The organism is Pseudomonas khavaziana (assembly GCF_019145205.1).
GTDB classification, from domain to species: domain Bacteria; phylum Pseudomonadota; class Gammaproteobacteria; order Pseudomonadales; family Pseudomonadaceae; genus Aquipseudomonas; species Aquipseudomonas khavaziana.
This window is the reverse complement of record NZ_JAHSTT010000016.1, coordinates 42,519-68,623: the sequence shown is the minus strand read 5'-3', so window position 1 is coordinate 68,623 and position 26,105 is coordinate 42,519. Positions and strand designations below refer to the sequence as shown.

Genomic DNA, 26,105 nt, shown 5'->3' with positions numbered 1-26,105 from the left:
TCCAACCTTTGCGAGGCACGCGTAAATGTCGGTACAGATTGCAGTGATGGATGATTGGCAGGATGTAGCCAGGGGCGTGGTGGACTGGTCGGTGCTGGACGCCGTGGGCCAGGTGCATTTTCTCCATGATTACCCCGCCGACACCGCCACAATGGTCGAGCGTCTGCAGGGCTTCGAGGTGATTTGCGTGATGCGCGAGCGCTCAACCTTCGACAAGGCACTGCTGCAAGGCCTGCCGTCGCTCAAATTGCTGGTGACCGGCGGCATGCGCAATGCCGCTATCGACATTCCCGCCGCCAAGGCCCTGGGTATCCAGGTGTGCGGCACCGACAGCTACAAACACGCAGCACCGGAACTGACTTGGGCTTTGATCATGGCTTGCACGCGCAATCTGCTTGCCGAAGCCAACTCGCTCCGCGCAGGCGGCTGGCAGATCGGCCTGGGCGGCGACCTGCACGGCAAGACTTTGGCAATTCTCGGCTTGGGCAGTATCGGCCAAAAGGTCGCCCGCTTCGGCCAGGTGTTCGGCATGCGGGTGATTGCCTGGAGTGAGAACCTCACGCCGCAGCGGGCGGCAGAATCGGGGGTGACCTGGGTCAGCAAGCGCGAGCTGTTCGAGCAAGCCGATATCCTGACCATCCACGTGGTACTCAGTGAACGTAGTCGCGGGTTGGTGGATGCCCAGGCACTGGGCTGGATGAAGCCGACGGCGCGCCTGGTCAACACCGCACGCGGACCGATTGTGGACGAGCAGGCCCTGGTACAGGCACTGAGCAGTGGCCGCCTGGCTGGGGCGGCGCTGGACGTGTACGCCGAGGAACCGCTGCCGGCTGACCATCCGTTGCGCAGCTTGCCCAATGTGCTGGCGACGCCCCATATCGGGTATGTGAGCGAGCAAAATTACCGGCAGTTCTACCAGCAGATGATCGAAGATATCCAGGCCTGGGCCAACGGTACGCCCGTTCGTAGTCTTGGGTGACGCACCAAATCAGTGCGAGCGCCGTGCTTGGCCTGCTCTTTGTAGACGCTAGCGTGCTCGCGAAAGCGGTCAATGATAGCGCGCGACATTCAAGGTATGCGCGGCGCTCTTGAGTGCTTCGCGAGCAAGCTGGCTCCTACAGAGAATGGAGGCTAATCGCCAGCAGCTTAAGCTTAAAAGATTTTTGTCCTACAAAATCCCGCTGAAAACCCTACAGGTGCTGGGATCTGTCCTAGACTGATGACCGATGGGTCCGTTCCAAAACAAAAACCCCGCAAAAAATCGAAACTTTCGAACTCCGCCGCAGGTCCAGTTTTAGGTAAGGACGAGCACGCGCAACTCACGCCCAATGCCCGTCCATCCAATCTTTTTAAGCCTAAGCCGCAACTGGCATACGCCTTGCCAGTTAGTACAGCGCTTGTGTGCCTGGCCGCAGGATGCGGTCAATCGGAGCTGATGGCAGCGGGCCATTAGCCGACCAACAGATGGGAGTGCATTATGATCAGCGCCGCAGTAGATACTCAGGGAGAGCGTTTTAGTCAGCCGGCAGGGGGGCCTAAGTCTTTGGCCGACCTGCCCAACACTGTGCGGCCGATCGTGAGTCAGAACCCGAATCGAAAGAAAGTGTTGTTCGTCACCTCCGAATTCGCCGACCTGGTGAAAACCGGTGGCCTGGGCGACGTGTCCGCCGCCCTGCCCCGCGCCATGGCCCACCTGCACGATGTGCGGGTGCTGATCCCCGGTTACCCGCAGGTGATGGAAAGCGACAATCCGATACACATCGTCGGCGAGTTGGGTGGCCACGCGGCATTGCCGCCGTGCAAGATCGGGCGCATGGACCTCAAGGATGGCCTGGTTATCTATGTGCTCATCTGCCCTGAACTGTACGAGCGCGAGGGCACGCCCTACGGGGCAAACAACGGCCGTGACTGGCCGGACAACCACATTCGCTTCGCGCGCCTGGGCCTGGCCGCTGCTGACATGGCCGCCAATCTGGCACAGATCCACTGGTGCCCGGACCTGGTGCACGCCCACGACTGGCCGGCTGGCCTGGCCCCGGCTTATATGCACTGGCGTGGGTCACGCACGCCGACGCTGTTCACCATTCATAACCTGGCCTACCAGGGCGTGGTGAGCCTGGCGTCGACGCCCGAGCTGGGCATTCCCCCCCATGCCCTGCAACAGGAAGGCATGGAGTTCTACGGCAAGATGTCGTTTCTCAAGGCCGGCATGGCGTATTCCAGCCATATCACCACCGTGAGTGCCACCTACGCCCAGGAAATCACCACACCCGAATTCGGCTGCGGCCTGGATGGGTTCCTTGCCAGCAAGACCCAGCAAGGCTTGCTCAGCGGCATTCCCAACGGGATTGACGAAAGCTGGGAAACCTCGACTGATACGCACCTGACCCACAATTTCAATATCGGCGACTGGGAAGGCAAAGCCATCAACGCCGTCCATGTGCGCGAATTGTTTGGGCTGCAGCCTTCCAGCGGCCCGCTGTTCGCCGTGGTATCGCGTCTGGTCTACCAGAAAGGCCTGGACCTGACCGAAGCGGTCGCCAGTTTCATTGTTGAGAACGGCGGCCAGATCGCGATCATCGGCCGTGGCGAGCCGGAAGAAGAACAGGCCATGCGTGAACTGGCACTGCGTTTCCCTGGCCAGGTGGGCGTGCGCATCGGCTTCAACGAAACCGATGCCCGCCGCATGTTCGCCGGCAGCGACTTCCTGCTGATGCCGTCACGCTATGAGCCGTGCGGCCTGAGCCAGATGTATGCACAGCGCTTCGGCTCGTTGCCGGTGGCGCGTAACACCGGCGGCCTTGCAGACACCATTGAGGATGGCGTCACCGGCTTTCTGTTCAATGAGTCCACTGTGGACAGCTACAAGGAAGCCCTGAGCCGCGCCTTCAAGGTCTTTGCCCTGCCTGGCCTGCTTAACGCCATGCGCAGCTGCGCCATGACCCAACCCTTCAACTGGTGCCAGGCGGTAGAACCCTACGCTGAGCTCTACGAACAACTGGTGGCCAAGGCCCTGGGGAAATCGACTAAATAATCATTGGGAGGGCTTCATAGATGCCACTACGGACTCTGGAAACCTCGCCCCACGGCGCAATCATGCTGGACGCGCAACACACGCGTTTTGCCCTGTGGGCGCCAGACGCGTTTTATGTCAGCGTTGAATTGGAACACGGGAAATCCATTGCCATGCTGCCCCAGGCAGATGGCTGGTTCGAAGTCGAGACGGCGTGCCCTGCCGGCGCGCTCTACCGCTTCAATATCGATGGGGAACGGGCAGTGCCCGACCCCGCATCCAGGGCCCAGGCAGTGGATGTACATGGCTGGAGCCGAGTGGTCGACCCACATGCCTATGAGTGGCGCCACAGCCAGTGGCAGGGCCGCCCCTGGCATACAGCAGTGATCTACGAGCTGCACGTTGGCGCCATGGGTGGTTACACCGAAGTCGAAAAGCACTTGCCACGCCTGGCCGAACTGGGCATCACCGCCATTGAGCTGATGCCTTTGGCGCAATTTCCCGGCGAGCGTAATTGGGGCTATGACGGCGTACTGCCCTACGCGCCCCACGCCTCATATGGCTCACCCGAGCAACTCAAGCACCTGATCGACAGTGCCCACGCCCATGGCCTCGCCGTGATTCTGGATGTGGTGTACAACCACTTCGGGCCCGACGGCAATTACCTGGGCCAATACGCCCAGGGGTTCTTCCAGGAAGACGTGCACACGCCCTGGGGCGCCGGTATCGATTTCGAACGCCGTGAAGTACGGGATTTCTTTCTCGATAACGCCTTGATGTGGTTGCTGGAATACCGCTTCGACGGCCTGCGCCTGGATGCGGTGCACGCCATAGATAATCCCGGTTTCCTGAAGGAACTTGCGCAGCGAGTGCGTGAGCAAGTGGACAGCGGGCGTCACGTCTGGCTGATGCTGGAAAACGAGCTGAACCAGGCCAGCCTGTTAAAGGACGATTTCGACGCCCAATGGAATGACGACTTTCATAACGTGCTGCATGTACTGCTGACCGGCGAAACCGATGCCTATTACAACGACTTTGCCGAACAGCCTACCGCCAAGTTGGCGCGCTGCCTGGGCGAAGGATTTATCTACCAGGGCGATATCACCCGCCATGGACATGCACGCGGCGAACCCAGCGCCGATCTGCCGCCCAGCGCCTTCGTGGCGTTCCTGCAGAACCACGACCAGATCGGTAATCGCGCCCTGGGTGAGCGTCTGCACCAGCTGTGCTCGCCCCAGGCGCTGAAAGCGGCAACCGCCCTGTTGCTGCTGGGCCCCATGATTCCGATGATTTTCATGGGCGATGAGGTCAACGCCGCCGAACCCTTTCTGTTTTTCACCGACCATCATGGCGAACTGGCCGAGGCGGTACGCGAAGGTCGGCGCAATGAGTTTGCTGATTTCGCCGCGTTTCACGACCCCGAGCAACGCGAACGCATCCCCGATCCCAACGCGCTGCCCACCTTTTTGCAATCAATGCCTTCATTTGTCGAGAACGACCACGCCCAGCTCTACCGTCACCTGCTGAGCCTGCGCCACCTGCATGTGGCACCGCATTTGCCCGGCGCCGTGGCCCTGGGCGCGCTGGTGCTGGCCGAGGGCGCCGTCACGGCGCGTTGGCGCCTGGGCAATGGCAGCCTGTTGCAGATCGACCTGAACCTGGGCGAACTGCCCCTCGACCACCCGGCCCCTCGACACCTCATCTTCCAAACACCGGCCAAGCAAGGTGCGCAGTTGCCACCCCACAGCGCCCGCGTGTCCCTATCCCCTGCTGGAGAACACTTTTGAGCGAAGCGAACCTGGAACTACTCGCCAGCCGCGCGGGCCTGGCCGTCGATTGGATCGATGCCAACGGTCGCCCGCAACATGTGCAAGCCGATGCCCTGCGTGCGGTCCTCAAAGGGCTGGGGCACCCGGCCGATAACGATGCCGAGATCGACGCCAGCCTGCGCGAGCTTGAGCAAGTACAACAAGACACCCACCTGCCGCCGTTGATGACCACAGACAGCGGTGAAGGCCTGGACCTGGCGCGTTACTTTGCACCGGACACCCCGTGTCACGTCAGCCTCGAAGGCGGTGAAACCCTGGAGCTGCGCCTTGATGGCGATGCCGTGCTGCCCGGTGTGATCGCCCTGGGCTACCATCAGGTACATATCGACGGGCAAACCTTCACCCTGGCCGTTGCCCCCGCTCACTGCTTCAGCGTGGCCGACGCGGTGGACAGCCGCCCCGCCCGGGCCTGGGGTCTGAGCGCGCAGCTGTATGCCCTGCGCCGCCTCGGCGATGGCGGCTTCGGCGACACCCTGGCCCTGGAGCATCTGGTGCGCGCGGCCGCCGAGCGCGGTGCCGAGGCGGTGGCGATCAGCCCGATGCACGCGATGTTCAGCGCCGACACCGAACGTTTCAGCCCTTACTCGCCGTCCAGCCGCCTGTTTCTCAACAGCCTGTATGCCTCGCCCGCATGCATCCTGGGCGAGCGTGAAGTGCGCAACGCCATCGAAGCCGCCGGGCTGGCGGACGAACTGCACGCACTGGAGCAGGTGCCCCTGATCGACTGGCCCGCCGCCGCCAAGGCCAAGCAACGCCTGTTGCGCACGCTGTATGAAGACTTCCGCCACGGCGCGCACCCACAGCATGCCGACTTCCAGAGCTTCCGCCAGTGCGGCGGCGAAGCTTTGGAGAACCACTGCCGTTTCGAAGCCATACAAGCCCAGCGCGCCGCTGCCGGTGAAGAACTCGACTGGCGCCACTGGCCCGAAGCCTGGCGCACCCCGCAAAGCCCGGCCCTGGCGCAGTTCGCCGAGCAAAACCGCGATGAGATCGGTTACTTCGCTTTCACCCAATGGCTGATCGCCCGCAGCCTGGAGCGCGCACAACAAGCCGCCCGTGGCAGCGGCATGGGCATCGGCCTGATCGCCGACCTGGCGGTGGGCGCGGACGGCGGCGGCAGCCAGGCCTGGAGCCGTCAGGACGAACTGCTCGCCGATCTCACGGTTGGCGCTCCGCCGGATATTCTCAACCGTGCGGGCCAAGGTTGGGGCATCTCCGCGTTCTCCCCCGAAGGCCTCAAGCGCAACGGCTTTCGCGCCTTTATCGAAATGCTGCGGGCCAACTTCGCCCATGCCGGCGGCTTGCGTATCGACCATGTGATGGGTCTGCAACGCCTGTGGGTCATTCCCTTGGGCGCCTCGCCCCGTGAAGGTGCCTACCTGTATTACCCAGTGGACGATCTGCTGCGCCTGCTGGCCCTGGAATCCCACCGCCACCAGGCCATCGTCCTCGGTGAAGACCTGGGCACCGTGCCCGACGGCCTGCGCGAGAAGCTCAGCGCCCGCTCGATCCTGGGCATGCGCGTGCTGCTGTTCGAACAGAACCATGAAGGCCAATTCAAGCCGATCCTGGACTGGCCTGACAACGCCTTGGCCACCACCAGCACCCACGATTTGCCCACCCTCAACGGTTGGTGGCACAGCCGCGATATCGAATGGAATATCCAACTCGGCCTGATCGACGCGCCGACCGTGGAGCAATGGAGTGAGCACCGCCTGCAAGAACGCCAGGCGCTGCGCCAAGCCTTGGGCCAGGACCCGCAGAACTTTGTCGATGAGATCCGCAACGACACCGACCATATGATCGACGCCAGTGTGCGCTACCTGGGGCACACCCGTGCGCCACTGGTACTGCTGCCGCTGGAGGACGCACTGGGCATCCAGGAGCAAGCCAACCTGCCCGGCACCCTCGACACCCACCCCAATTGGCGCCGTCGCTTGCCAGGCGAGGCCGCCAGCCTGCTCGACAATAATAGTGCTGCGCGCCGCCTTGAACTGCTGGCGGTAGCGCGCAACCAAGCTTATGAGCGTGACCGATGAAAGCACTGCCCCTGCGCGCAACCCAGCGCCTGCAATTTCATAAAGACTTTACCCTTGATGACGCGGTACCGCTGGTGCCGTATTTCGCCCAGCTTGGCATCAGCCATCTGTATGCCTCGCCGTTGCTGAGTGCTCGCGCCGGCTCCATGCATGGCTACGATGTGGTCGACCCCACCCGTGTCAACCCGGAGCTGGGCGGCGAAGCGGCGCTGCGGCGCCTGGTCGCCGCCCTGCGCGAACATGACATGGGGCTGATCCTTGATATCGTCTCCAACCATATGGCCGTGGGCGGTGCGGATAACCCCTGGTGGCTGGACCTGCTGGAGTGGGGCCGCTTGAGCCCCTACAGCGAATTCTTCGATATCCAGTGGCATTCGCCCGACCCCTTGCTCAAAGGCCAACTGCTCATGCCGTTCCTGGGCAGCGATTACGGTGAAGCCCTGCAGAGCGGCACGCTGACCCTCAAGTTCGATGCCGCTCACGGGGCCTTCTACGCCGAGCACTACGAACATCGCTTTCCGATCTGCCCAAGGGACTACGCCTTGATCCTTGGCCACGACGAGGGGCTCAAGCCGCTGGCCGAGCGCTTTGCCGCCCTCGCCTATCAGGACGACGCCTACGCCGAAGCCGCCTGGCTCAAGCAAGCGCTGGCTGAACGTGCTACCGAAGTACTGCCGGCTATCGAACAGCGGCTGGCCGCCTTCGACGGTCGCCAGCCCGAAGGGTTCGAGCGCCTGCACCATCTGCTCGAGCAACAGGCCTACCGCCTGGCCAGCTGGCGCACCGCCGCTGACGATATCAACTGGCGGCGCTTCTTCGACGTCAATGAGCTGGGCGGCCTGCGTGTGGAACGCACGGCGGTGTTCGAAGCCACCCACGGCAAGATCTTCGAGCTGATCAGCGAAGGCCTGGTGGACGGTCTGCGCATCGACCATATCGACGGCCTGGCCGACCCGCGTGGCTATTGCCGTAAGTTGCGCCGCCGCGTGGATGCTTTGTCGCCCCAGCGCCATTTGCCGATCTTCGTGGAAAAGATCCTCGGCGAAGGGGAAACCCTGCGTGAAAACTGGCAGGTGGACGGCACCACCGGCTACGAATTCATGAACCAACTGTCATTGCTGCAGCACCATCCAGATGGCTTTGCCCCGCTGGCCGAGTTGTGGACGCGGCACAGCGAACGCCCTTCGGCGTTTATCGAAGAGGCCCGGCTGGCGCGCCAGCAGATCCTCAACGGCTCGTTGGGCGGCGACTTCGAAAGCGTGGCCCAGGCCCTGCTGCAAGTGGCCCGCGACGATGTGATGACCCGCGACCTGACCCTGGGCGCCATCCGCCGGGCCTTGCAGGAATTGATCGTGCACTTCCCGGTGTACCGCACCTACATCAGTGCCAGGGGCCGCAGTGCGGCCGACGACAAGATATTCCAGCAGGCCATGGACGGTGCGCGCAGCACCCTCAACGAAGGCGACTGGCCGGTGCTTGAGCACTTGGAAAAATGGCTGGGCGGCCAGCCTTGGCGCAATCGCCCGGTGGGCCGTGAGCGCAAGATCCTCAAGCATGCCTGCGTGCGCTTCCAGCAGTTGACATCGCCCGCCGCCGCCAAGGCCGTGGAAGACACCGCGTTCTATCGCTCGGCAGTGCTGCTGTCGCGTAATGATGTGGGTTTCAGCACCGAACAGTTCAGTGCGCCGTTGGCGGACTTCCACGCCGCTAATCAACAACGCCTGGAGGCCTTCCCCGACAACCTGCTGGCCACCGCCACCCACGACCATAAACGCGGCGAAGACACCCGCGCGCGCCTGGCGGTGCTCAGCGAGTGCGCGCCCTGGTATGCCGAACAAGTCGAGCATTGGCGCAGCCTGGCCGCGCCCTTGCGGGAAAATGCTGATAGCCCCTCGGCCGGTGACGAGCTGATCCTGTATCAGGTGTTGCTCGGCAGCTGGCCGCTGGAGCACAACCCAGACCTTAAGGCCTACCAGCAGCGCCTCTGGCAGTGGCAGCAAAAAGCCCTGCGCGAGGCCAAGTTGCAGAGCAGTTGGAGCGCCCCCAACGACGCCTATGAACAAGGTGTGGAAGAGTTCCTCAAGCGCCTGTTACTCAGTGAAGCCGGTGCGCCATTGCGTCGTGCGCTGGACAGCGCCGCCCAAGCCATCGCCCCCGCCGGCGCCCTGAACGGGCTGGCGCAAACCTTGCTTCATCTCACCGTGCCGGGCGTACCGGATGTGTACCAGGGCGATGAGTTCTGGGACTTCAGCCTGGTGGACCCGGACAACCGTCGCCCGGTGGATTTCGCTGCGCGCCAACACGCGCTCGATACCCCACCGGATATCGGCGAACTGTTGTTCAACTGGCGTGACGGGCGTATCAAACAGGCGTTGATCGCCCAGGTGTTGGGCATGCGCAAAACCTGTCCCGAGCTGTTCCGCTACGGCAGCTATACCGCGCTGGAAGTGGTCGGCCAGCATGCCGAGCGGGTGGTCGCGTTCTATCGCCAACATCAAGGCCAGCAGCTGCTGGTGGTGGTACCGCGCTGGCCTTATCAACTGCTGGAAAACGGCATGTTTCCCCAGATCAATGCGCCGGTTTGGGGCGATACGCGGGTTAGATTACCGTTCGCCGCCACAACACAAAACTGGAAGGGACTTTTTCAAACACGCGCAGTCACACCCAACAAGGAGCTGTTGATCAGCGCTGCCCTGGGGGATCTCCCGGTCAATGTCTTTATCAATCCTGATAATCAAGAAAGCTGAATATTTTCTGTGAGGAGTTTGTGATGAGTAAAGAAGACAAACGCATTCGCGAATTAGCGCATCAGATCTGGGAGTCTGAAGGTAAGCCTGACGGTGCACATGATCGCCACTGGGAAATGGCGCGCAAGCTGGCCGAAGCCGAAGCGCTGACCCCCAGCAAGCCCAAGCCAGCCGCCAAGCCGAAAACCGCGCCCAAGGCTGCCGCAAAGCCTAAGCCTGCTGCGCCTTCCGCCGCAAAGCCTGCGGCAAAAAAACCAGCCGCGCCGAAAAAGCCGAAGCCGCCCGCCCCTTGATTGCCTGGGCCTGCAGCCCGCATCGCGAGCTGCAGGCCCTTTTCCGTCCATGCCATGCGCTGAAGCACCGTCAGCACGGTCGCGTTCGGCCCGAAAAAAGACCCCTTGCAGGAGCAACTCAATGAGCAAACCCGATAAAACCACAGCGACGCCGGAACATGAACCGTCGCGGATTCGTGAAGGTTTGCCCTTCCCCCTCGGCGCCACCTGGGACGGCCTGGGCGTCAACTTTGCACTGTTCTCGGCCAATGCCACCAAAGTCGAGCTGTGCCTGTTCGACGATGCCGGCGAAGTAGAGCTGGAGCGCATCGAGCTGCCCGAATACACCGATGAGATCTTCCACGGCTACCTGCCCGACGCCCATCCCGGGCTGATTTACGGCTACCGCGTGTATGGCGCTTATGACCCGGCCAATGGTCATCGCTTCAACCATAACAAGCTGCTGATCGACCCCTACGCGAAGCAGTTGGTGGGTGAGCTCAAATGGTCCGAGGCGCTGTTTGGCTACACCATCGGCCATCCGGACGACGACCTCAGCTTCGATGAGCGTGACAGCGCGCCTTTCGTGCCCAAGTGCAAGGTCATTGACCCGGCGCACACCTGGGGCAATGATCAACCGGTACGGGTGCCGTGGGACCGTACGATCATCTATGAAACCCACCTGCGCGGCATCAGCATGCGCCATCCATCGGTGGGCGAGTCGGTACGCGGCACCTGCGCCGGTCTGATGGAAGATGACGTGCTCAAGCACATCCGCCAGCTGGGTATTTCTTCGGTCGAACTGCTGCCGGTGCACGCCTTCGTCAACGACCAGCATCTGCTGGAAAAAGGCATGACCAACTACTGGGGCTACAACAGCATTGCTTTTTTCGCCCCCGACCCGCGTTACCTGGCCAGCGGCAAGATCGCCGAGTTCAAGGAGATGGTCGCGCACCTGCATGAGCAGAAGTTGGAGGTGATCCTCGACGTGGTCTACAACCACACTGCCGAAGGCAACGAGCGCGGCCCGACCCTGTCCATGCGCGGCATCGACAACGCCTCCTACTACCGGCTGATGCCCGATGACAAGCGCTTCTACATCAATGATTCGGGCACCGGCAACACCCTGGATCTGAGCCACCCCTGCGTGCTGCAAATGGTCACCGACTCGCTGCGCTACTGGGCCACCGAGATGCATGTAGACGGTTTCCGCTTCGACCTGGCGACCATTCTGGGGCGCTACCGCGATGGCTTTGATGAACGCCACAGCTTCCTCGTCGCCTGCCGTCAGGACCCGATACTGCGCCAGTTGAAACTGATCGCCGAACCCTGGGACTGCGGCCCCGGTGGTTATCAAGTGGGCAACTTCCCGCCAGGCTGGGTGGAATGGAACGACCGCTTCCGCGATACCGTGCGTGCGTTCTGGAAAGGCGACGACGGCCAACTGGCGGATTTCGCCGGGCGCATGACCGCTTCGGGCGAGATGTTCAATCATCGCGGACGTCGGCCCTACAGCTCGGTGAACTTCATCACCGCCCACGACGGTTTCACCTTGCACGACCTGGTCTCGTACAACGACAAGCACAACGAGGCCAACGACGAAAACAACCAGGACGGCAGCAACAACAACCTGTCCTGGAACCACGGCGTCGAAGGCCCCACCGACGATCCGGAAATCAACGAACTGCGCCTGCGCCAGATGCGCAATTTCTTCGCCACCCTGCTGCTGGCCCAAGGCACGCCGATGATCGTCGCCGGGGACGAGTTCGCCCGTACCCAGCATGGCAATAACAACGCCTATTGCCAGGACAGTGAGATCGGCTGGGTCAATTGGGACCTGGACGACGACGGCAAGGCCCTGCTCAAGTTCGTCAAGCGCCTGATCAAGCTGCGCCTGGCCTACCCGATCCTGCGCCGCGGGCGCTTCCTGGTCGGTGACTACAACGAAGATATCGGCGTGAAGGACGTCACCTGGTTGGCGCCGGATGGCAACGAGATGACCACCGAGCAATGGGAAGACAGCCAGGGCCGCTGCCTGGGCATGCTGATGGATGGCCGCGCCCAGGAAACCGGAATTCGGCGTGCCGGTGCGGACGCTACCTTGCTGCTGGTGGTCAATGCTCATCACGACATGGTCAATTTCCGCCTGCCGCCGGTGCCAGAGGGTGAGTTCTGGACCTGCATGCTCGACACCAACGACCCGGCGGTACGCGGTCAGGAGCGCTTTGATTTCGAACATGAATACGCGGTGACCGGCCGCTCGCTGCTGTTGTTTGAACTGCAACGCGAAGGCGAGGTGTGAGATGGCCTTGCACGGTTTCCTTCAGGGCTACCGGGGTTATGCGGATACGCAGGCCCTGGGTGACGCACTGAAGGCACTCCAAGAAGAAGGTCTGGATCAACTGCCGCTGCCCGGCGGTGGCCAGACCCTGACCCGCTTCAGTGGGCTGGCGCAGGTGGCGGGGCATGACTTGCGCCTGTGCAAGTTGTTCGAAGGCCATACCGATGCGTTGGCGATCATTGCCGAACTCGACAGCCCGCTGCCGCCGCTGGGCAGTACATGGGGCATGTGGGCGTCTGAGCCGCCGACGGCCAAAGTGCGGGTGCGACACGCTGGCCAGCGGCTCGTGGTAGATGGGCGCAAGGCGTGGTGCTCCGGCGCGGCGGTGGTCAGCCATGGCTTGCTGACCGCCTGGGACGAGGAGGATCGCCAGCAACTGGTGGCGGTGGCAATGGATCAACCTGGCGTGACGGTCACCGATGAAGGATGGAGTGCCGTGGGCATGTCGGCCACGGGCAGCGTCGAAGTCCTGTTCCGCGAGGCCTGGGGTGTTGCGGTCGGTGGCCCGGGCGATTACCTGTCCCGCCCAGGTTTCTGGCACGGCGGGATCGGCATCGCCGCATGCTGGTACGGCGCCGCACAGCGCCTGGGTGAAGTGTTGCGCGCCCACTGTGCCCAGCGCCCCGAACCCCATGCCCTGGCCCATCTCGGCGCCGTCGACAGCGCCCTCAACAGTGCCGCCTGCGTGCTGCGCGCCAGCGCCGAGCAGATCGACCGCGAGCCCGGCGCAGATGCCCGGCAACTGGCGCAACAGGCACGGGCCTGTATCGAGAACACTGTCGAACAAGTCATGCATCACGTTGGCCGTGGCGTCGGTGCGGGGCCTTATTGCAAGGACCCGCACTTTGCCCAGTTGATGGCGGATTTGCCGGTGTATGTGCGCCAAAGCCATGCCGAACGCGACCTTGCCGCCCTGGGCGAACAGGTTGCTGGCGAACCCACAGGGAGGTGGCAGTTATGAAGCCCAATCCGATTGTCGGCCAAGGTACATCGCTCAATCACTGGCAAACCTCAACGCGGCTGGCCGAGTTGCCGCACATCAGCGTCGCCCAGTTGGTACCCGAGGGGCATCGCGCGGTAATCATCGCCCCGCATCCGGACGATGAAGTGCTCGGCAGCGGTGGCCTGCTGCAGGGTTTGGCAGCGCTGGGGCGGCCCATCCAGTTGATCTCCGTGACCGATGGCAGTGCCAGCCATCCCGGCTCCCGGCGCTGGCCGGTGGAGCGCCTGAGTGTGGTGCGCCCCCAGGAGTCGGCCCAGGCACTGCATCGCCTCGGCCTGCCGCTGCACAGTTTGAAATGGCTGCGCGCCGGGTTTGCCGACAGCAAAGTGGCCGAGCACGAAGCCCAGCTGTGCGAGTTTATCCAGCGCCACCTCAAACCCACCGACGTGGTGTTCGCCACCTGGCGCGAAGACGGCCATTGCGACCATGAAGCCGTAGGCCGCGCCAGCGCCAAGGCGGCCCAGGCCGTCGGCGCGACCTTGTATGAGCTGCCGGTGTGGACCTGGCACTGGGCCACGGCTGAAGACGACATGGTGCCTTGGCATCGGGCGCGCAAAATCCCGTTGACCATCGAGGCCGTGGCGCGCAAACGCCACGCGATCCACGCCTTCGCCAGCCAGCTGGAAGGCGATCCGCAAATCGGCCTGCCACCGGTACTCGCGCCCTATGTGGTGGAGCGTTTGCTGCAACCTTTTGAAGTGGTGTTCGTATGAGTGTGGCAACCCCTTACTTCGATCAACTGTTTGCCGGCAACGACGACCCCTGGGCCTTTCGTCAGCGCTGGTACGAACAACGCAAGCGCGCTGTGACACTGGCCGTGCTGACCCGGCCGCACTACGTCTCGATCCTTGAACCTGGCTGCGCCAACGGCGAGTTGAGCGCTGAACTGGCGAGCCGCTGCGATCGCCTGGTGTGTTGCGACGCGTCCCGGGCGGCGGTGTTGCTGGCACAAACGCGGCTGGCAGATTTCCCCCATGCCCAGGTGGAACAGCGCCGCCTGCCCGGGCAATGGCCCGCCGGACAGTTCGAGCTGATCGTGCTGAGCGAGCTGTGTTATTACCTGGATGTCGATGACCTGCATCGCCTGATCGATTGCGCCCTCGCCGCCCTGACCGCTGACGGTCAGTTGCTGGCCTGCCATTGGCGCCCGCCCATCGAGGGTTGCCCGCAAACCGCCGAACAGGTGCACGCCCTGCTCCAGCAGCGGCTGGGTACACCACCCCTGGCGCAATACCATGACCAGGATTTCCTGCTCGACCTGTGGAGCCGCGACGGTACCTCGGTCGCACACCACGAGGGTTTGCGATGATCGGTATTCTGATCCCGGTGCATAACGAAGAAGCGCTGCTGGGTGACTGCCTCAGGGCCGCGCAGATCGCCGCCAACCATCCCGGCCTGCTGGGGGAAGCGGTGCAGATCCTGGTGGTGCTCGACAGCTGCACCGATGGCAGCGCCGCGATCGCCCAGGCGCATGGGGTGCACAGCCTGCCGGTGCAGGCGCGCAATGTCGGGCAAGCGCGAGGCGACGGCGCACGGTATTTATTGGAACAGGGCGCACGCTGGATTTCCTGCACCGACGCCGACAGCCGCGTGGCCCCTGACTGGCTGGTGGCGCAACTGGCCCTGGGCTGCGATGCTGTATGCGGCACGGTGACGGTGGATGCCTGGAGCGAAGGCTTCGACTCGGCGGCACAGATTCGTTATCACCAGGCTTACCAGGCCCGCGATGGGCATCGGCATATCCATGGCGCCAACCTGGGAGTAAGCGCCAGCGCCTACGTGCAGGCCGGTGGGTTCGAACCGCTGGCCTGCCATGAAGATGTGCAACTGGTGCGCGAGCTGGAACGTTGTGGCGCCTCGATTGCCTGGAGCCATGCGCCGCAAGTGGTCACCAGTGCGCGCCTGGACTGCCGCGCCCAGGGCGGGTTCGGCGACTACTTGAAAAGTCTGATGCAGCTTTCGTAATAAAACGACACGCCAACGTGTAAAAGCCCCGGATTCTTGTCTATGCTCATAGCGCCTTGCACGGCACGCCAGGATTGGCGTGCCGTGCACTCACTCCAGCGGAGCCTGGGGTGAAAACAAGAGCGTCGTCCCTTCAACGGGGTACGACCCGGCATCAACCGACAAGGATGTGACACCCCATGAAGCCTGCCTCCTTAAGCAAAGGCCGTCGCGGCCCCGCGCAAATCTGGAACAGTGCGCCGCAGCTGGCACAGGTTCCCGCCATCGCACTTACCCGCCTGGTGCCGGCCGGCGCACGCGTCGTAGTCATCGCCCCGCACCCGGGCGATGAAGTGCTGGCGTGCGGCGGTTTGCTGCAACTGCTCAGTACCCGCGAACACCCCTTGCAATTGATCTCCATCACCGATGGCAGCGCCAGCCATCCCGGCTCCCACGTCTGGCCGGCCAGCCGCTTGAGCGTGGTGCGCCCCCAGGAAAGCGCCGAAGCATTGCGCCGCCTGGGCATGCCGTTGCACAGCTTGAAATGGATCCGCGGCGGGTTTCGCGATGACGCACTGGCCGCCCACGAACAGCCCATGAGCCAGTTCATCGCGCGCTACCTGCAACCGGGCGACAGGGTGTTTACCACGTGGTGCCACGACGGTAATGACGATCACGATGCCGTTGGCCGCGCCAGCGCCAAGGCCTGCAGCCTGGTGGGGGCCAGGCTGTATGAACTGCCGGTCTGGGCCTGGCACTGGCCTGCACGGGAAGCTTCGGTGATGCCCTGGCAGCGCGCCCGCAAGATACGCCTGGATACCTGGAGCGTGGCGCGCAAGCTGCACGCGACCCATGCCTATGCCAGCCAATTGGTCGGCGATCCGCAGATCGGTTTACCGCCCAAGCTGGCCCAAGTGTTGCTCGAGCGTATTCGTGAACCCTACGAGATCGTATTTGCCTAAGCGCCGACTCGTCTATACCTGTTATTTCTTACAGTAGCAGCCGATCAAATCTACCGCTAAGGTGCAAAAAGTCCTGCACAGGTTAAGGTGCAGTCGAGAAAGCCATGCCAACCCCTTACATTGGCCGGTGTTTTCAGATGCAGGTAACTCGTAGTTCCTGATCCGTATCGCGTTCGTCGTTGCCATGGTTTTGAACCGCGCCTGGTGTGCCAGGTGCTGGGACATCATTGTGCTCAAGCGAGGACCGACCATGCGCACACGGATCACTTCTCTGTTGTACTCAGGCATTGCCTCAGCAATGGTACTGGCGGCCTGGCCGCTGGCCTCGTATGGGGCGTGCACCATTAACAACACGCCAGGCAGCGACACCTCCACGTGTGACAGCGCCACCGCGCCGGGCTTTAGCGATACCGGCGGCGATAACACCCTTGAAATCACCGCAACCGGCAGAGTGAGCGGAAATGTGGTGTACGTGGGCGGCAATGATCTGGTCGATGTGAACGGCCCGAGCGCCGGGATCGATGGCAGCCTCGACCAAGGCGACGGCAATAATATTTTCCGGCTCAACCTGGGCAGTATCACCGGGTCGGTCAGCCAGGGCTCGGGCGCCGATGTCGTGCAGATTTCCGGTGGCCAGGCAGGTAAAGTCACCCAGGGGGCAGGCATCGACCGTTTTGCCATGAGCGGCGGCACCATCGCCTCACTGGAACAAGGTGACGGGCTGGACGTTTTCTCCATGAGCGGCGGTACGATCACCGGCGCTTTCGAGGACGGGGACGAAGCGACAATGACCGGCGGCACCATTGGCCGGGTCAACATGAAACTCGATGACAATCGTTTCGATATGTCTGGCGGCAGGATCATCGGCAACCTGGTGACCGGCTTCGGCCGGGACACTGTCCTGATCTCGAATGATGCCTTCGTCGGCGGCAATATCAGCGTCAGCGGCGGCGACGATCAAGTGATCATCTCCGGTGGTACCGTCAACGGGCAGTTGTTGCTCAGCTTTGGCAATGATGACTTGGTCTGGTCCGGCGGCAACCTGCATTCCTCCGTGCTGATGGGGGAAGGCGACGACACCGCATTGCTTCAGGGGCTGGCAGCAGCGCAGGTGGCTGCGACGCAATTGTTGGATGGGGGCCTGGGCATCGATACCCTGACTCTGGACAACACCAAGGTCGGTGACCCCGCCCTCTTCACCCAGTGGGAAAACATCCGCCTGGACAACGGCTCGCAAATGACCCTCGGCGGCACGTTGAAGCTGGGAGACAGCGCGACCGGCACCGGTGCCCTGTCCATCGATGGCAGCAGTGCACTGCTGGTCGGCACAGGCAGCATCGACCCGTTCACCGCCGGCCAACTGGTCAATGTGACCAACAGCGGCACCCTCGACATGACCACCGCCAGCTCCACCGCCAGCGACACCTTGACTATCAACGGCAATTACACCGGCAACGGCGGGCGCCTGGCGTTACAAACCGTGCTGGGGGCAGACGACTCGGCCAGCGACAAACTGGTGGTCAGCAACGGTACATACGCAGGCAATACCGGTGTGCTGATCAACAACCTTGGGGGCGCGGGTGCAGCGACAGTGCGAGACGGCATCCTGGTAGTGCAAGCGCTTAATGGCGCCAGCGGACCTGAAAGCGCGTTTACCTTGGGCAACAGGGTAAGCGCCGGCGCGTATGACTACTATCTGTACAAAGGCGGGGTCACCCCTGGAACGGCAGAGAACTTCTACCTGCGCTCCACTACGCCGCCCGCTCCGCTGCCCAACCCTGACCCTGAAGTACCCACCATCCCAGCGCCGGAACCGGTGGAAGGAACCCCGCCTCTGCCTGGCCCGACTGACAAGGAGGTGCCGATCTATCGTCCCGAAGTACCGCTGTACGCTGCGCTGTTTCCCGCCGCCCAGCAAATCGTGCAGGGCATGCTCGGTACTTATCACGAGCGTATGGGCGATCAAAGCCGCCAGCAGCAAACCGGCGCCTTGCCGGCCGGTTGGGGCCGGGTCTACGGCAACAGCAGCCGCCAGAGTTTCACTGGTACGGTCAGCCCTACCCTGGATGGTTCGCTGACAGGCTTCCAAGTGGGCACCGATGTGTTCGCCAGCAGCCTGGACAACGGCCTGCTGCAGCGCCTCGGGTTTTTCGTCGGTCATAGCCGCCTCAAGGGCAATGTGAAAGGCTTCAACGGCGGCTGGGAGGACAAGGATGCCGGCAAGACCACGTTGCGCGGCGACAGCCTGGGGGTCTACTGGACGCTGCTCAGCGCCAACCGGGCTTACCTCGATTTGATGATTATGGGTACTCGCTTTGATGGCAACAGCGAGTCGGACCAGGGCGTGAAGACCAAAACCCGCGGGCATAACGTCACCGCCTCCGCCGAAGTCGGCTTGCCGCTGGCCGTGAGCGCCAACTGGGTGGTGGAACCGCAGGCACAGTTGATCGTCGGCAAAACCAAGCTGGATAGCCAGAACGATGGGATTTCAGACATCTCCTATGATGCTGATACCAACGTCACCACGCGCCTGGGTGTGCGCCTGCGCGGCGACTACCTGGTCAACGGCATGCCACTGCAACCCTATGTAAGGGCAAATGTCTGGCACGCCAGCGCTGGAGACAACAGCGTGTTGTTCAACCATGAAACCCGTATCGACACCGAGCAGAAATCCACCACGGTGGATGTCAGCCTTGGCGCTACCCTGGAAGTTGCGCAGGGTGTGAGCCTGTATGGTGAGATCGGCACCGAAAAGAATCTGGACAGCAATATGCTCCGCGGCCGCCAGGGCACGTTCGGCCTGAGAATGGCGTTCTGAGGCGATCTTTGTACCGCAGTGTGTACGAGAGCCACTGCGGTACATAACCCTTGCACAACTATTTCTACCAAGTTGGCCCCCTGAACGCTCGGAAACTGCAGAACGATGCCTCGCCGGAGAAACCCGGCGGGCATCAAATAATGGCTAAACGCCTGCCCGCAACCTATGGAAAATTTCGTTAACTAATTCTTCCCCAAGGCTTTTTCCTACGGATTCAATCTGCCACACTGATGCGAATAATTATCAACAGATTTATTGTTCGCCACGGATGGCCTCTGGGGAGCCCTATAACAATGTTTGTGCAACAACGCGGCGGCAACGTTTTTTCACCCAGCTTGATGGCAATTGCTATCTGCCTGGCAACCTCGCACGCGGCCCTGGCCGCCGATGCCGAAGCACCGGCCACCATTGAACTGGGCGCCACCCAGGTCTCCGGTCAACAGCTGGGTCAAACCACCGAAGGCACCGAGTCGTACACCACCGGCTCGATGAGCACCGCGACCAAGCTTCCCCTGACCCTGCGGGAAACCCCGCAAGCCGTGACCGTGATAACCCGCCAGCGCATGGATGACCAGGCGATGACCAGCATCAATGATGTGGTCAATGCTACGCCTGGGCTGTTCCTGAACTACTCCAATGGCCCTGGCCGCCAAGCCTTTACTGCACGCGGTTTCGATATCGACAACCTCATGTATGACGGTATCCCCAGCGGCTATAACGGCGTTTCGGTGGGCGCCCAGCCGAACCTGGCGATGTTCGACCGCGTCGAGGTGGTGCGCGGCGCTACCGGCCTGGTCACCGGCGCAGGCAACCCATCGGCGGCCATCAACCTGATTCGCAAGCGGCCTTTGTATGAGCAGAAAGTCACCCTGACCGGCGCCGCCGGCAGTTGGGATGACTACCGCGGCGAGCTTGATGCCTCCAGCCCGCTCAATGACAGTGGTACCTGGCGCGGCCGGGTCGTGACCTCCTACCGCGATGCCAACAGTTTCATCGATAACGCCGAGCAGGATCACGGCCTGTTCTATGCGGTGACCGAAGCCGACCTGAGCGAAGACACCAGCCTGACCCTCGGTTTCTCGAACCAGAAAGACAAGACCAACTACTTCTGGGGCTCGTCGATGATCGGCCAGGACGGCCACCACCTGAACCTGTCGCGCTCCTACAACCCGGGCACCGACTGGGAAAACAAGGACCAGGAAATCAACACGGTATTTGCCGAGCTGCGCCAGCGCCTGGCCAATGACTGGAACCTGCAGGTCAACGCCAATTATTCCGAACAGGATGCGTTGTTTTCCGGTTCCTACCAGTCGCGCTGGACCAACAACACCCTGGCCCGCACGGTGTACCAAGCCACTTATGATGAAAACCAGGCGGGTCTCGACGCCTTTGCCAGCGGCCCGTTCCAGGCATTCGGGCGCACCCACGAACTGGTGGTGGGCGCCAGCAAGCGTATCTACGACATGACCACTCACAACTACAGCCCGTACGACATGAACTGGCCGCTCAATGCCGGCAAGCCGAATTTCGTCCACACCAACAACGCGCGCGACGTCACCACCCAGGACGGCTTCTATCTGACCACGCGCCTGAGCCTGGCCGACCCGCTCAAGCTGATCCTCGGCGGGCGCCTGGACTGGTACGACTACGATAACCGCGATGGCGACGGCGACTACAAGGTCACCCGTAACCTCACCCGCTACGCCGGCCTGATCTACGAGCTGGACGACCAGCACTCGGTGTATGTCAGCTACAGCGATATCTTCACACCGCAGAAGGAAAAGAACACCAGCGCGACCCCGCTCAAGCCGATTGTCGGCAAGAACTATGAAGTGGGTATCAAGGGCGAATACCTGGGTGGTGCGCTGAATGCGAGCCTGGCGGTGTTCCGCGTCGACCAGGAAAACCGCGCCGTACAGATCGTCGTGCCAGATTGCCCGCAGGCCTCCTGCTACCAAGCCTCGGGGGAAATCCGCAGCCAGGGCATCGACTTCGAACTGCAAGGCGCCTTGACTGAGAACTGGCAGGTCGGCGGTGGTTATACCTACGCGCGCACCCACACCATCAAGGACGATGCCAACCCGCAGAAGGTCAACAAGCAGTTCGACACTGACACCCCGGAGCATCTGTTCAAGCTGACCACCCGCTACAACTTCCAGGGCCCGCTGGAAAAACTCCGTGTGGGCGGCAACATCTCCTGGCAGAGCCGCATGTACAACGACATCGCACTGGCAGATGGCAGCCAATATCGGCTCAAACAAGGCGGCTATGCCGTCACCGACTTGATGGCCGGTTACCGGGTCAACCAGCACCTGGACCTGCAGCTCAACGCCAACAACATCTTTGACCGCAAGTACTACCAGGCCATCGCTGACTCTGCGAGCTATGGCGGTGATTCCTATGGCGCTCCGCGCAACATGATGCTGACCGCCAAGTACAGCTTCTAAGCGCCCATGCTGCTGCGGCTGCCTGTTCGGGCAGCCGTTCTAAAGTCCCCACAAGGTCTGCCGATAAAACGTTGGCAACCGCAAAAATCCCGAATATCTGCTTCACTCCACAGCGGCAGGCCTTCGTGGCACGCCGCGTGCTTGCTTGACCTCGGCACCCCACCCTCATGGAGTAAGAGTGAATGCCCGTCCGCCCCCGTTTTCTTGAGCACTACCGCAAGGCCGACCGCATCATGCTGGCATTGATCTGGCTGATGTCGCTATTCTCCCTGGGCTTGGCGTTCTGGCATGACACCTGGCTACAGGCGCTGATCGTCGGTGGCGGCACCGGCGTGGTGCTGACCGCGCTCTACCGCGTCATCGGCGGCACCCGTGTGATGCGCTGCGCACTGGGCGCCGGCCTGATGGTGATGGCGGCGCTGCACATCAACCAGGCGCATGGGGTGATCGAAGCCCACTTCGGCATCTTCGCGTTACTGGCGGTGTTGACCTTCTACCGTGACTGGCTGCCGATCCTCGTGGCCGCGCTGACCATCGCTGTGCATCACCTGGTATTCCACGCGTTGCAGCACCAGGGTTTTCCGGTGTTTGTGATGGAGCATCACGGCGGCTGGACGATGATCTTCGTTCATGCGTTCTACGTGGTGATGGAAACCGTCGCCCTGCTTTACCTGGCGGTGCATAGCCAGGCCGAAGCGGTCGAGAGCCAGGAAATGCTCGAGAAGATGCTCGCCGTCACCTCGCAGATCACCGTGGAGTCGGCCAAAGGCGAAGGCAAGTCACGGGTCTCCCTGGCCACGCGTTTCGACCACTTCCTGCAACAGCTCACCCACCTGATCGATGGCGTTGCCCGCGATTCCCACGGCCTGGGGCAACTCGGTCAGGAACTGGCCACCGCCAGCGGCACCCTGGAAAAAGGCGCGCACCATCAATTGGCGCAGATCGGCGAGATGACCGGTTCGATGCAGCGCCTGGAAGCCGCCACCGGTCACATCACGGTGCAGGTCGAACAAGCGGTGGAACACGCAGGCCAGGCCAGCCGGCAGATTGTCCGCGGCCAGGAAAGCGTCGGTCGCGCCCAACATGAAATCAGCCAATTGGCATCACGCATCAACGGCACTGAATCCACCGTGCAATCCCTGGCCGTGCAGGCCGAGCAGATCGGCTCGGTGCTGGAGGTGATCAACAGCATCGCCAACCAGACCAACCTGTTGGCCCTCAACGCCGCCATTGAAGCCGCCCGCGCCGGCGAGCAGGGCCGCGGTTTTGCCGTGGTGGCAGATGAAGTGCGCAGCCTGGCCCAGCGCACCGCCCTCTCCACCCAGGAAATCAAGACCATCATCGAGGGCCTGCAACAGGGCAGTCGCCAGGCCGTTGAAGCCATGCACGCCAGCCGCGAAGGCGTGGAGCGCTGTGTGGAAGACAGCCAGTTGGCGGTGGACATGCTCCGCGCCGTGGGCCAGGACATTGCCCATATCGATCAACTCAACGGCCACATCGTCACCACCACCCGCGAGCAGACCTCGGCGAACCTGGAAATTGTCGAACGCTTGCAGTCTGTGCAAAACATCGCCCAGAGCACCGCCGACGACGTCGAGACCCTTGCCCGCAGCAGCGAACGCCTACCGCCGATTGCGGTGCGGCTGGATGCGCTGGGGCGCAGGTTTCATCCTTAAGTAGAGCACCAGCCATACCACGGGCGAGATGTGGCAGTCAGTTAAGCGTCAGTGTCCTCTGTAGGAGCGAGCTTGCTCGCGAAAAACGTCAACGATAACGCGTGATTCCTGAACAAACGCGGCGTCTATGGGTTTTTCGCGAGCAAGCTCGCTCCTACAAAAACCTTAACTGGCTGGCATTAGGGCAAGTCCCCCCCACAGTTGGACCGCGGCTGCCTTCCCACCTGCCAGGTGCCGCAGAGTGCACGCCACCGGTCGAGCTATTAAAGCAACGGACAACCTCCTACACTGCCGACATTCACACTTACCTGCGCAGTCTCGCTTTTCTGCCCGCCTCGCCTCCTACCAGGACTCCAGACATGCGCCTGTCCGACTTCATCCTTGAGCACCTTGAGCCGATCCTGCAGGCCTGGGAAGATTTCGCCAGAACCATCAAGACCCCGGGCGCAGACCTCGATAGCGTAGCGCTGCGCGATCATGCCGAGCAGATGTTGCGAGCCATCGTGAGCGACTTGCGCACCACGCAGACCAAGCGAGAACAAATAGCCAAGGCCCAAGGGCTGATTCCGGCCGATGATCAGGAAACTGCCGCCGAAACCCACGCAATGACGCGCCTGATGGCCGGTTTCACGATTGATCAAATGGTCTCGGAATACCGTGCACTCAGAACCAGTGTGGTCAGCCAATGGATGAGGCAGGTCAACGAGGGCACGCCAATCAATGTCGACGACATGACCCGGTTCCACGAGGCCATCGATCAGGCGCTCGCCGAGTCCATCGCCAGCTATTCACGTGCGGTCGAGGCGTCACGCAATGTGTTCCTGGGCATACTCGGCCACGACCTGCGCACGCCGTTGGGCGCGATCCTGCTGGGAGCCGACGTGCTCAGGCGTTCAAAGCACGCCGGAGCCCGGGACACCAAAATTGCCAACCAGATGTACACCAGTGTGCGCCGAGCGAGCCGGATTGTTGGCGATCTGCTTGACCTGACACGTTGCCAGATGGGCCCGGGCATCCCGGTAAAAACAGCGGATATCGATCTGGCACCGCTGTGCCAGCGGGTGGTGGAAGAAATCCAGGCGTTTCATCCAGAGGCCAATGTCGTATTCGACATGAAGGCTGCCGTTTCAGGCAAATTTGATGGCGCCAGAATGGAACAGGTCTTCTCCAACATTATCAGCAACGCGGTACAGCATGGGGATACCACACTGCCTATCAAGGTCGAGCTGGGAACCCTGGAGGATTGCGCGGTATTCACGGTACACAACAATGGCGAGGCGATACCCGAGGACGTGCTGCCCTTCATATTCAACCCCATGGGCCGTTTCTCCCAGCGCTCGGCAATCGATCATGGCCCCGCAGAAGGATTGGGCCTGGGCCTGTTCATCGCCTCGGAAATCGTCGCATCCCATGCCGGATCCATCGAAGTCAGCTCGGATGCAGAACAGGGCACGGTCTTTAGCGTGAGGCTTCCCCTCTACAGTGCCCCCGACATCCTCAACCCACCTTGATAACCACCTTCCCAAACGCGCCCCTGGCCAAGTGCTCGTAAGCTTCACGCGCCTGTGCAAACGGATAGACCCGGTCGATAACAGGGCGGATATCGTGTTGGTTGAGGAACTCATTCATCCGGTCGAACGATGAGCGTGGCGCTACGGCAATGCCACGCAGTGTCGTCTGGCGGAAGATCAGCGGCCGCAGTCAGTTGTTAACGCCCTGCGCCAAGTGCAGTCATGCGCCAAAGTTAAACGCAATGGAGATCCGCGGCCGCGAGCCTTCAAAGCGTCGTACCGAGTGCATGAGCCAAGACGGAAACATGACGAAGGTACCGCTGGCCGCCGCGCAGGTACTGCTGAACCCGGCTGTCAGGCAGTCCTCCACTCTCATTCGCAAAGCCGGGTTGTAGGTCGAGGCCACCATGCCGCGCGGGTCGAGGAATTCCAGGTCTCCGCCCACCGCCGGGTCGTCCTCCCGGCCACCGGCATCGACCCAATACACCCCGGACCAGAACGCCCCCGGGTGGCCGTGCAATGCATTGCTGTGCCCGGCCTCATTCACGTTCACCCAGGCATTGATCTTCCATTCGAAACCGGGCTCGATAAAGCCGTATTGTTCGCTATGCACGGCCGTCAGCTGAGTGGCGAATTCTGTGGCAAACCTCACCAGCGTCTCGCAGGCTGCCCCGCCCCACTCCGTGAAATCATGGGCGGACTGCCAGCCGCCGGTATTGCTGCGCTGCGCCCCCCGGGTGTCGGCGGCCATGCGCTGGGCAATCAGGGCTTTGAGCTCCCCGTTGAGCCAATGCGCATCCGGCACCTGGATGCTGGCCAACGGGCTTGGAAACAGCCGGCGGATGGTGATGAGCTGCGGATCCAACCGCTGATGAGAAGTCTGCATCGAGGCACTACCCGGTTACGCAAGTGGCTGAAAAACATACCGAATCAGCGCAACCAGTGGTGTAAACCTTTGTTAAGAACTTGAGGGTTATTGATCGCCGGAGTGCCCCTGCGACGTTTTCTGCAAGCGCTCCAGCACCTCATCACATGCCGCTGCCCACGCCTGCGGCGCGCCTTTGTCGCGCAGCACTTCGAGCCCGGCCGCCGTGAAGGTGCCCGGTGTCGCGATGGCATTGCCCAAGGTGTCCATGCGCGCCTGGGGCTGGTGACCGGCGCTGGCCAGGCAGTCCTGGATATTGCCCATCACCAATTGCCGGGCATGCTCCGGACTCAGTCCTTTATCGGTAAACCACTGCTGGAGATCATTGAGAAAGAAATAGAACCAACCGTTCATGCAGGCCGCGACGGTGGCCAGTTCGAAGGCGTCTTCCTGATCCAGCACGATCAACCTCCCCAGGGTGGCTAACAACGCCTCATGGGCCTGCCCCGCTGGCGTCACCACCACTGTCGATTGGTTGATCTGCGCGGCATAGGACAGCATCGCCCGCATTGGCTGCGCCTGTGGGAAGCTGCGCGCCAGGTCCTCCAGCTTCATGCCGGCGACCAGGGAAACCAAAG

The 26,105-nt window shown here is 62.1% G+C and carries 18 protein-coding genes and 1 pseudogene; 16 read left to right on the top strand and 3 right to left on the bottom strand.

Going from position 1 to position 26,105, the window contains the following annotated elements:
- Window positions 1-25 precede the first annotated feature (25 nt).
- The 16 genes from KVH01_RS26210 to KVH01_RS26135 all read left to right on the top strand — a co-directional run bounded on the left by KVH01_RS26210 (window position 26) and on the right by KVH01_RS26135 (window position 24,602).
- A complete protein-coding gene (locus tag KVH01_RS26210) occupies window positions 26-979 on the top strand; it encodes a D-2-hydroxyacid dehydrogenase family protein (RefSeq protein ID WP_217883427.1) in 954 nt (317 codons plus the stop codon).
- Window positions 980-1,477: 498 nt separating this feature from the next.
- The gene (gene glgA / locus KVH01_RS26205) at window positions 1,478-3,034 is read left to right on the top strand and encodes a glycogen synthase GlgA (RefSeq protein ID WP_217883426.1); all 1,557 of its coding nucleotides are present in this window, start codon (window positions 1,478-1,480) and stop codon (window positions 3,032-3,034) included.
- A gap of 20 nt (window positions 3,035-3,054) precedes the next feature.
- The gene (gene treZ / locus KVH01_RS26200) at window positions 3,055-4,800 is read left to right on the top strand and encodes a malto-oligosyltrehalose trehalohydrolase (RefSeq protein WP_217883425.1); all 1,746 of its coding nucleotides are present in this window, start codon (window positions 3,055-3,057) and stop codon (window positions 4,798-4,800) included.
- The gene (gene malQ, locus KVH01_RS26195) at window positions 4,797-6,881 is read left to right on the top strand and encodes a 4-alpha-glucanotransferase (RefSeq protein ID WP_217883424.1); all 2,085 of its coding nucleotides are present in this window, start codon (window positions 4,797-4,799) and stop codon (window positions 6,879-6,881) included. Before treZ ends, malQ begins: the two co-directional genes overlap by 4 nt.
- Complete coding sequence (locus KVH01_RS26190; RefSeq protein ID WP_217883422.1) at window positions 6,878-9,628, top strand: malto-oligosyltrehalose synthase; 2,751 nt, start codon at window positions 6,878-6,880, stop codon at window positions 9,626-9,628. The genes malQ and KVH01_RS26190 overlap by 4 nt, the downstream gene beginning before the upstream one ends.
- 23 nt (window positions 9,629-9,651) lie before the next feature.
- On the top strand, window positions 9,652-9,921 hold the full coding sequence (locus KVH01_RS26185; protein WP_043047733.1) for a DUF2934 domain-containing protein: 270 nt from the start codon (window positions 9,652-9,654) through the stop codon (window positions 9,919-9,921).
- A 121-nt stretch (window positions 9,922-10,042) separates the two neighbouring features.
- Complete coding sequence (glgX, locus tag KVH01_RS26180; protein WP_043047734.1) at window positions 10,043-12,202, top strand: glycogen debranching protein GlgX; 2,160 nt, start codon at window positions 10,043-10,045, stop codon at window positions 12,200-12,202.
- A gap of 1 nt (window position 12,203) precedes the next feature.
- Window positions 12,204-13,202, top strand: a complete 999-nt coding sequence (locus tag KVH01_RS26175) for an acyl-CoA dehydrogenase family protein (RefSeq protein ID WP_217883419.1) — start codon at window positions 12,204-12,206, stop codon at window positions 13,200-13,202.
- The gene (locus KVH01_RS26170) at window positions 13,199-13,957 is read left to right on the top strand and encodes a PIG-L deacetylase family protein (RefSeq protein ID WP_217883418.1); all 759 of its coding nucleotides are present in this window, start codon (window positions 13,199-13,201) and stop codon (window positions 13,955-13,957) included. Before KVH01_RS26175 ends, KVH01_RS26170 begins: the two co-directional genes overlap by 4 nt.
- A complete protein-coding gene (locus KVH01_RS26165; RefSeq protein ID WP_217883417.1) occupies window positions 13,954-14,553 on the top strand; it encodes an SAM-dependent methyltransferase in 600 nt (199 codons plus the stop codon). Before KVH01_RS26170 ends, KVH01_RS26165 begins: the two co-directional genes overlap by 4 nt.
- Window positions 14,550-15,209 (top strand): glycosyltransferase, encoded by a 660-nt coding sequence (locus tag KVH01_RS26160; RefSeq protein ID WP_217883416.1) that lies wholly within the window; start codon window positions 14,550-14,552, stop codon window positions 15,207-15,209. The genes KVH01_RS26165 and KVH01_RS26160 overlap by 4 nt, the downstream gene beginning before the upstream one ends.
- Window positions 15,210-15,388: 179 nt before the next feature.
- Window positions 15,389-16,150 (top strand): PIG-L deacetylase family protein, encoded by a 762-nt coding sequence (locus KVH01_RS26155; protein ID WP_217883415.1) that lies wholly within the window; start codon window positions 15,389-15,391, stop codon window positions 16,148-16,150.
- Window positions 16,151-16,400: 250 nt separating this feature from the next.
- Window positions 16,401-18,968, top strand: coding sequence for an autotransporter family protein (locus KVH01_RS26150; protein ID WP_217883414.1), 2,568 nt, complete (start codon window positions 16,401-16,403; stop codon window positions 18,966-18,968).
- A gap of 293 nt (window positions 18,969-19,261) precedes the next feature.
- Window positions 19,262-21,415 (top strand): TonB-dependent siderophore receptor, encoded by a 2,154-nt coding sequence (locus tag KVH01_RS26145; protein WP_217883413.1) that lies wholly within the window; start codon window positions 19,262-19,264, stop codon window positions 21,413-21,415.
- Window positions 21,416-21,597: 182 nt separating this feature from the next.
- Complete coding sequence (locus KVH01_RS30505) at window positions 21,598-23,091, top strand: methyl-accepting chemotaxis protein (RefSeq protein ID WP_217883412.1); 1,494 nt, start codon at window positions 21,598-21,600, stop codon at window positions 23,089-23,091.
- Between the two features lie 359 nt (window positions 23,092-23,450).
- Window positions 23,451-24,602 carry a sensor histidine kinase gene (locus KVH01_RS26135; RefSeq protein ID WP_217883411.1) on the top strand — a complete coding sequence of 384 codons (1,152 nt, stop codon included), beginning with the start codon at window positions 23,451-23,453 and terminating at the stop codon, window positions 24,600-24,602.
- Here KVH01_RS26135 and KVH01_RS26130 read toward each other — a convergent pair.
- The 3 genes and pseudogenes from KVH01_RS26130 to KVH01_RS26120 form a co-directional block, all read right to left on the bottom strand.
- Window positions 24,589-24,792: pseudogene (locus tag KVH01_RS26130) on the bottom strand (zinc-binding dehydrogenase); the annotation flags it as partial. The gene KVH01_RS26135 and the pseudogene KVH01_RS26130 overlap by 14 nt on opposite strands.
- A gap of 30 nt (window positions 24,793-24,822) precedes the next feature.
- On the bottom strand, window positions 24,823-25,488 hold the full coding sequence (locus KVH01_RS26125; protein ID WP_217883410.1) for a TIGR02466 family protein: 666 nt from the start codon (window positions 25,486-25,488) through the stop codon (window positions 24,823-24,825).
- Between the two features lie 87 nt (window positions 25,489-25,575).
- A complete protein-coding gene (locus tag KVH01_RS26120) occupies window positions 25,576-26,103 on the bottom strand; it encodes a pyrroline-5-carboxylate reductase family protein (RefSeq protein ID WP_225924375.1) in 528 nt (175 codons plus the stop codon).
- Window positions 26,104-26,105 lie beyond the last annotated feature (2 nt).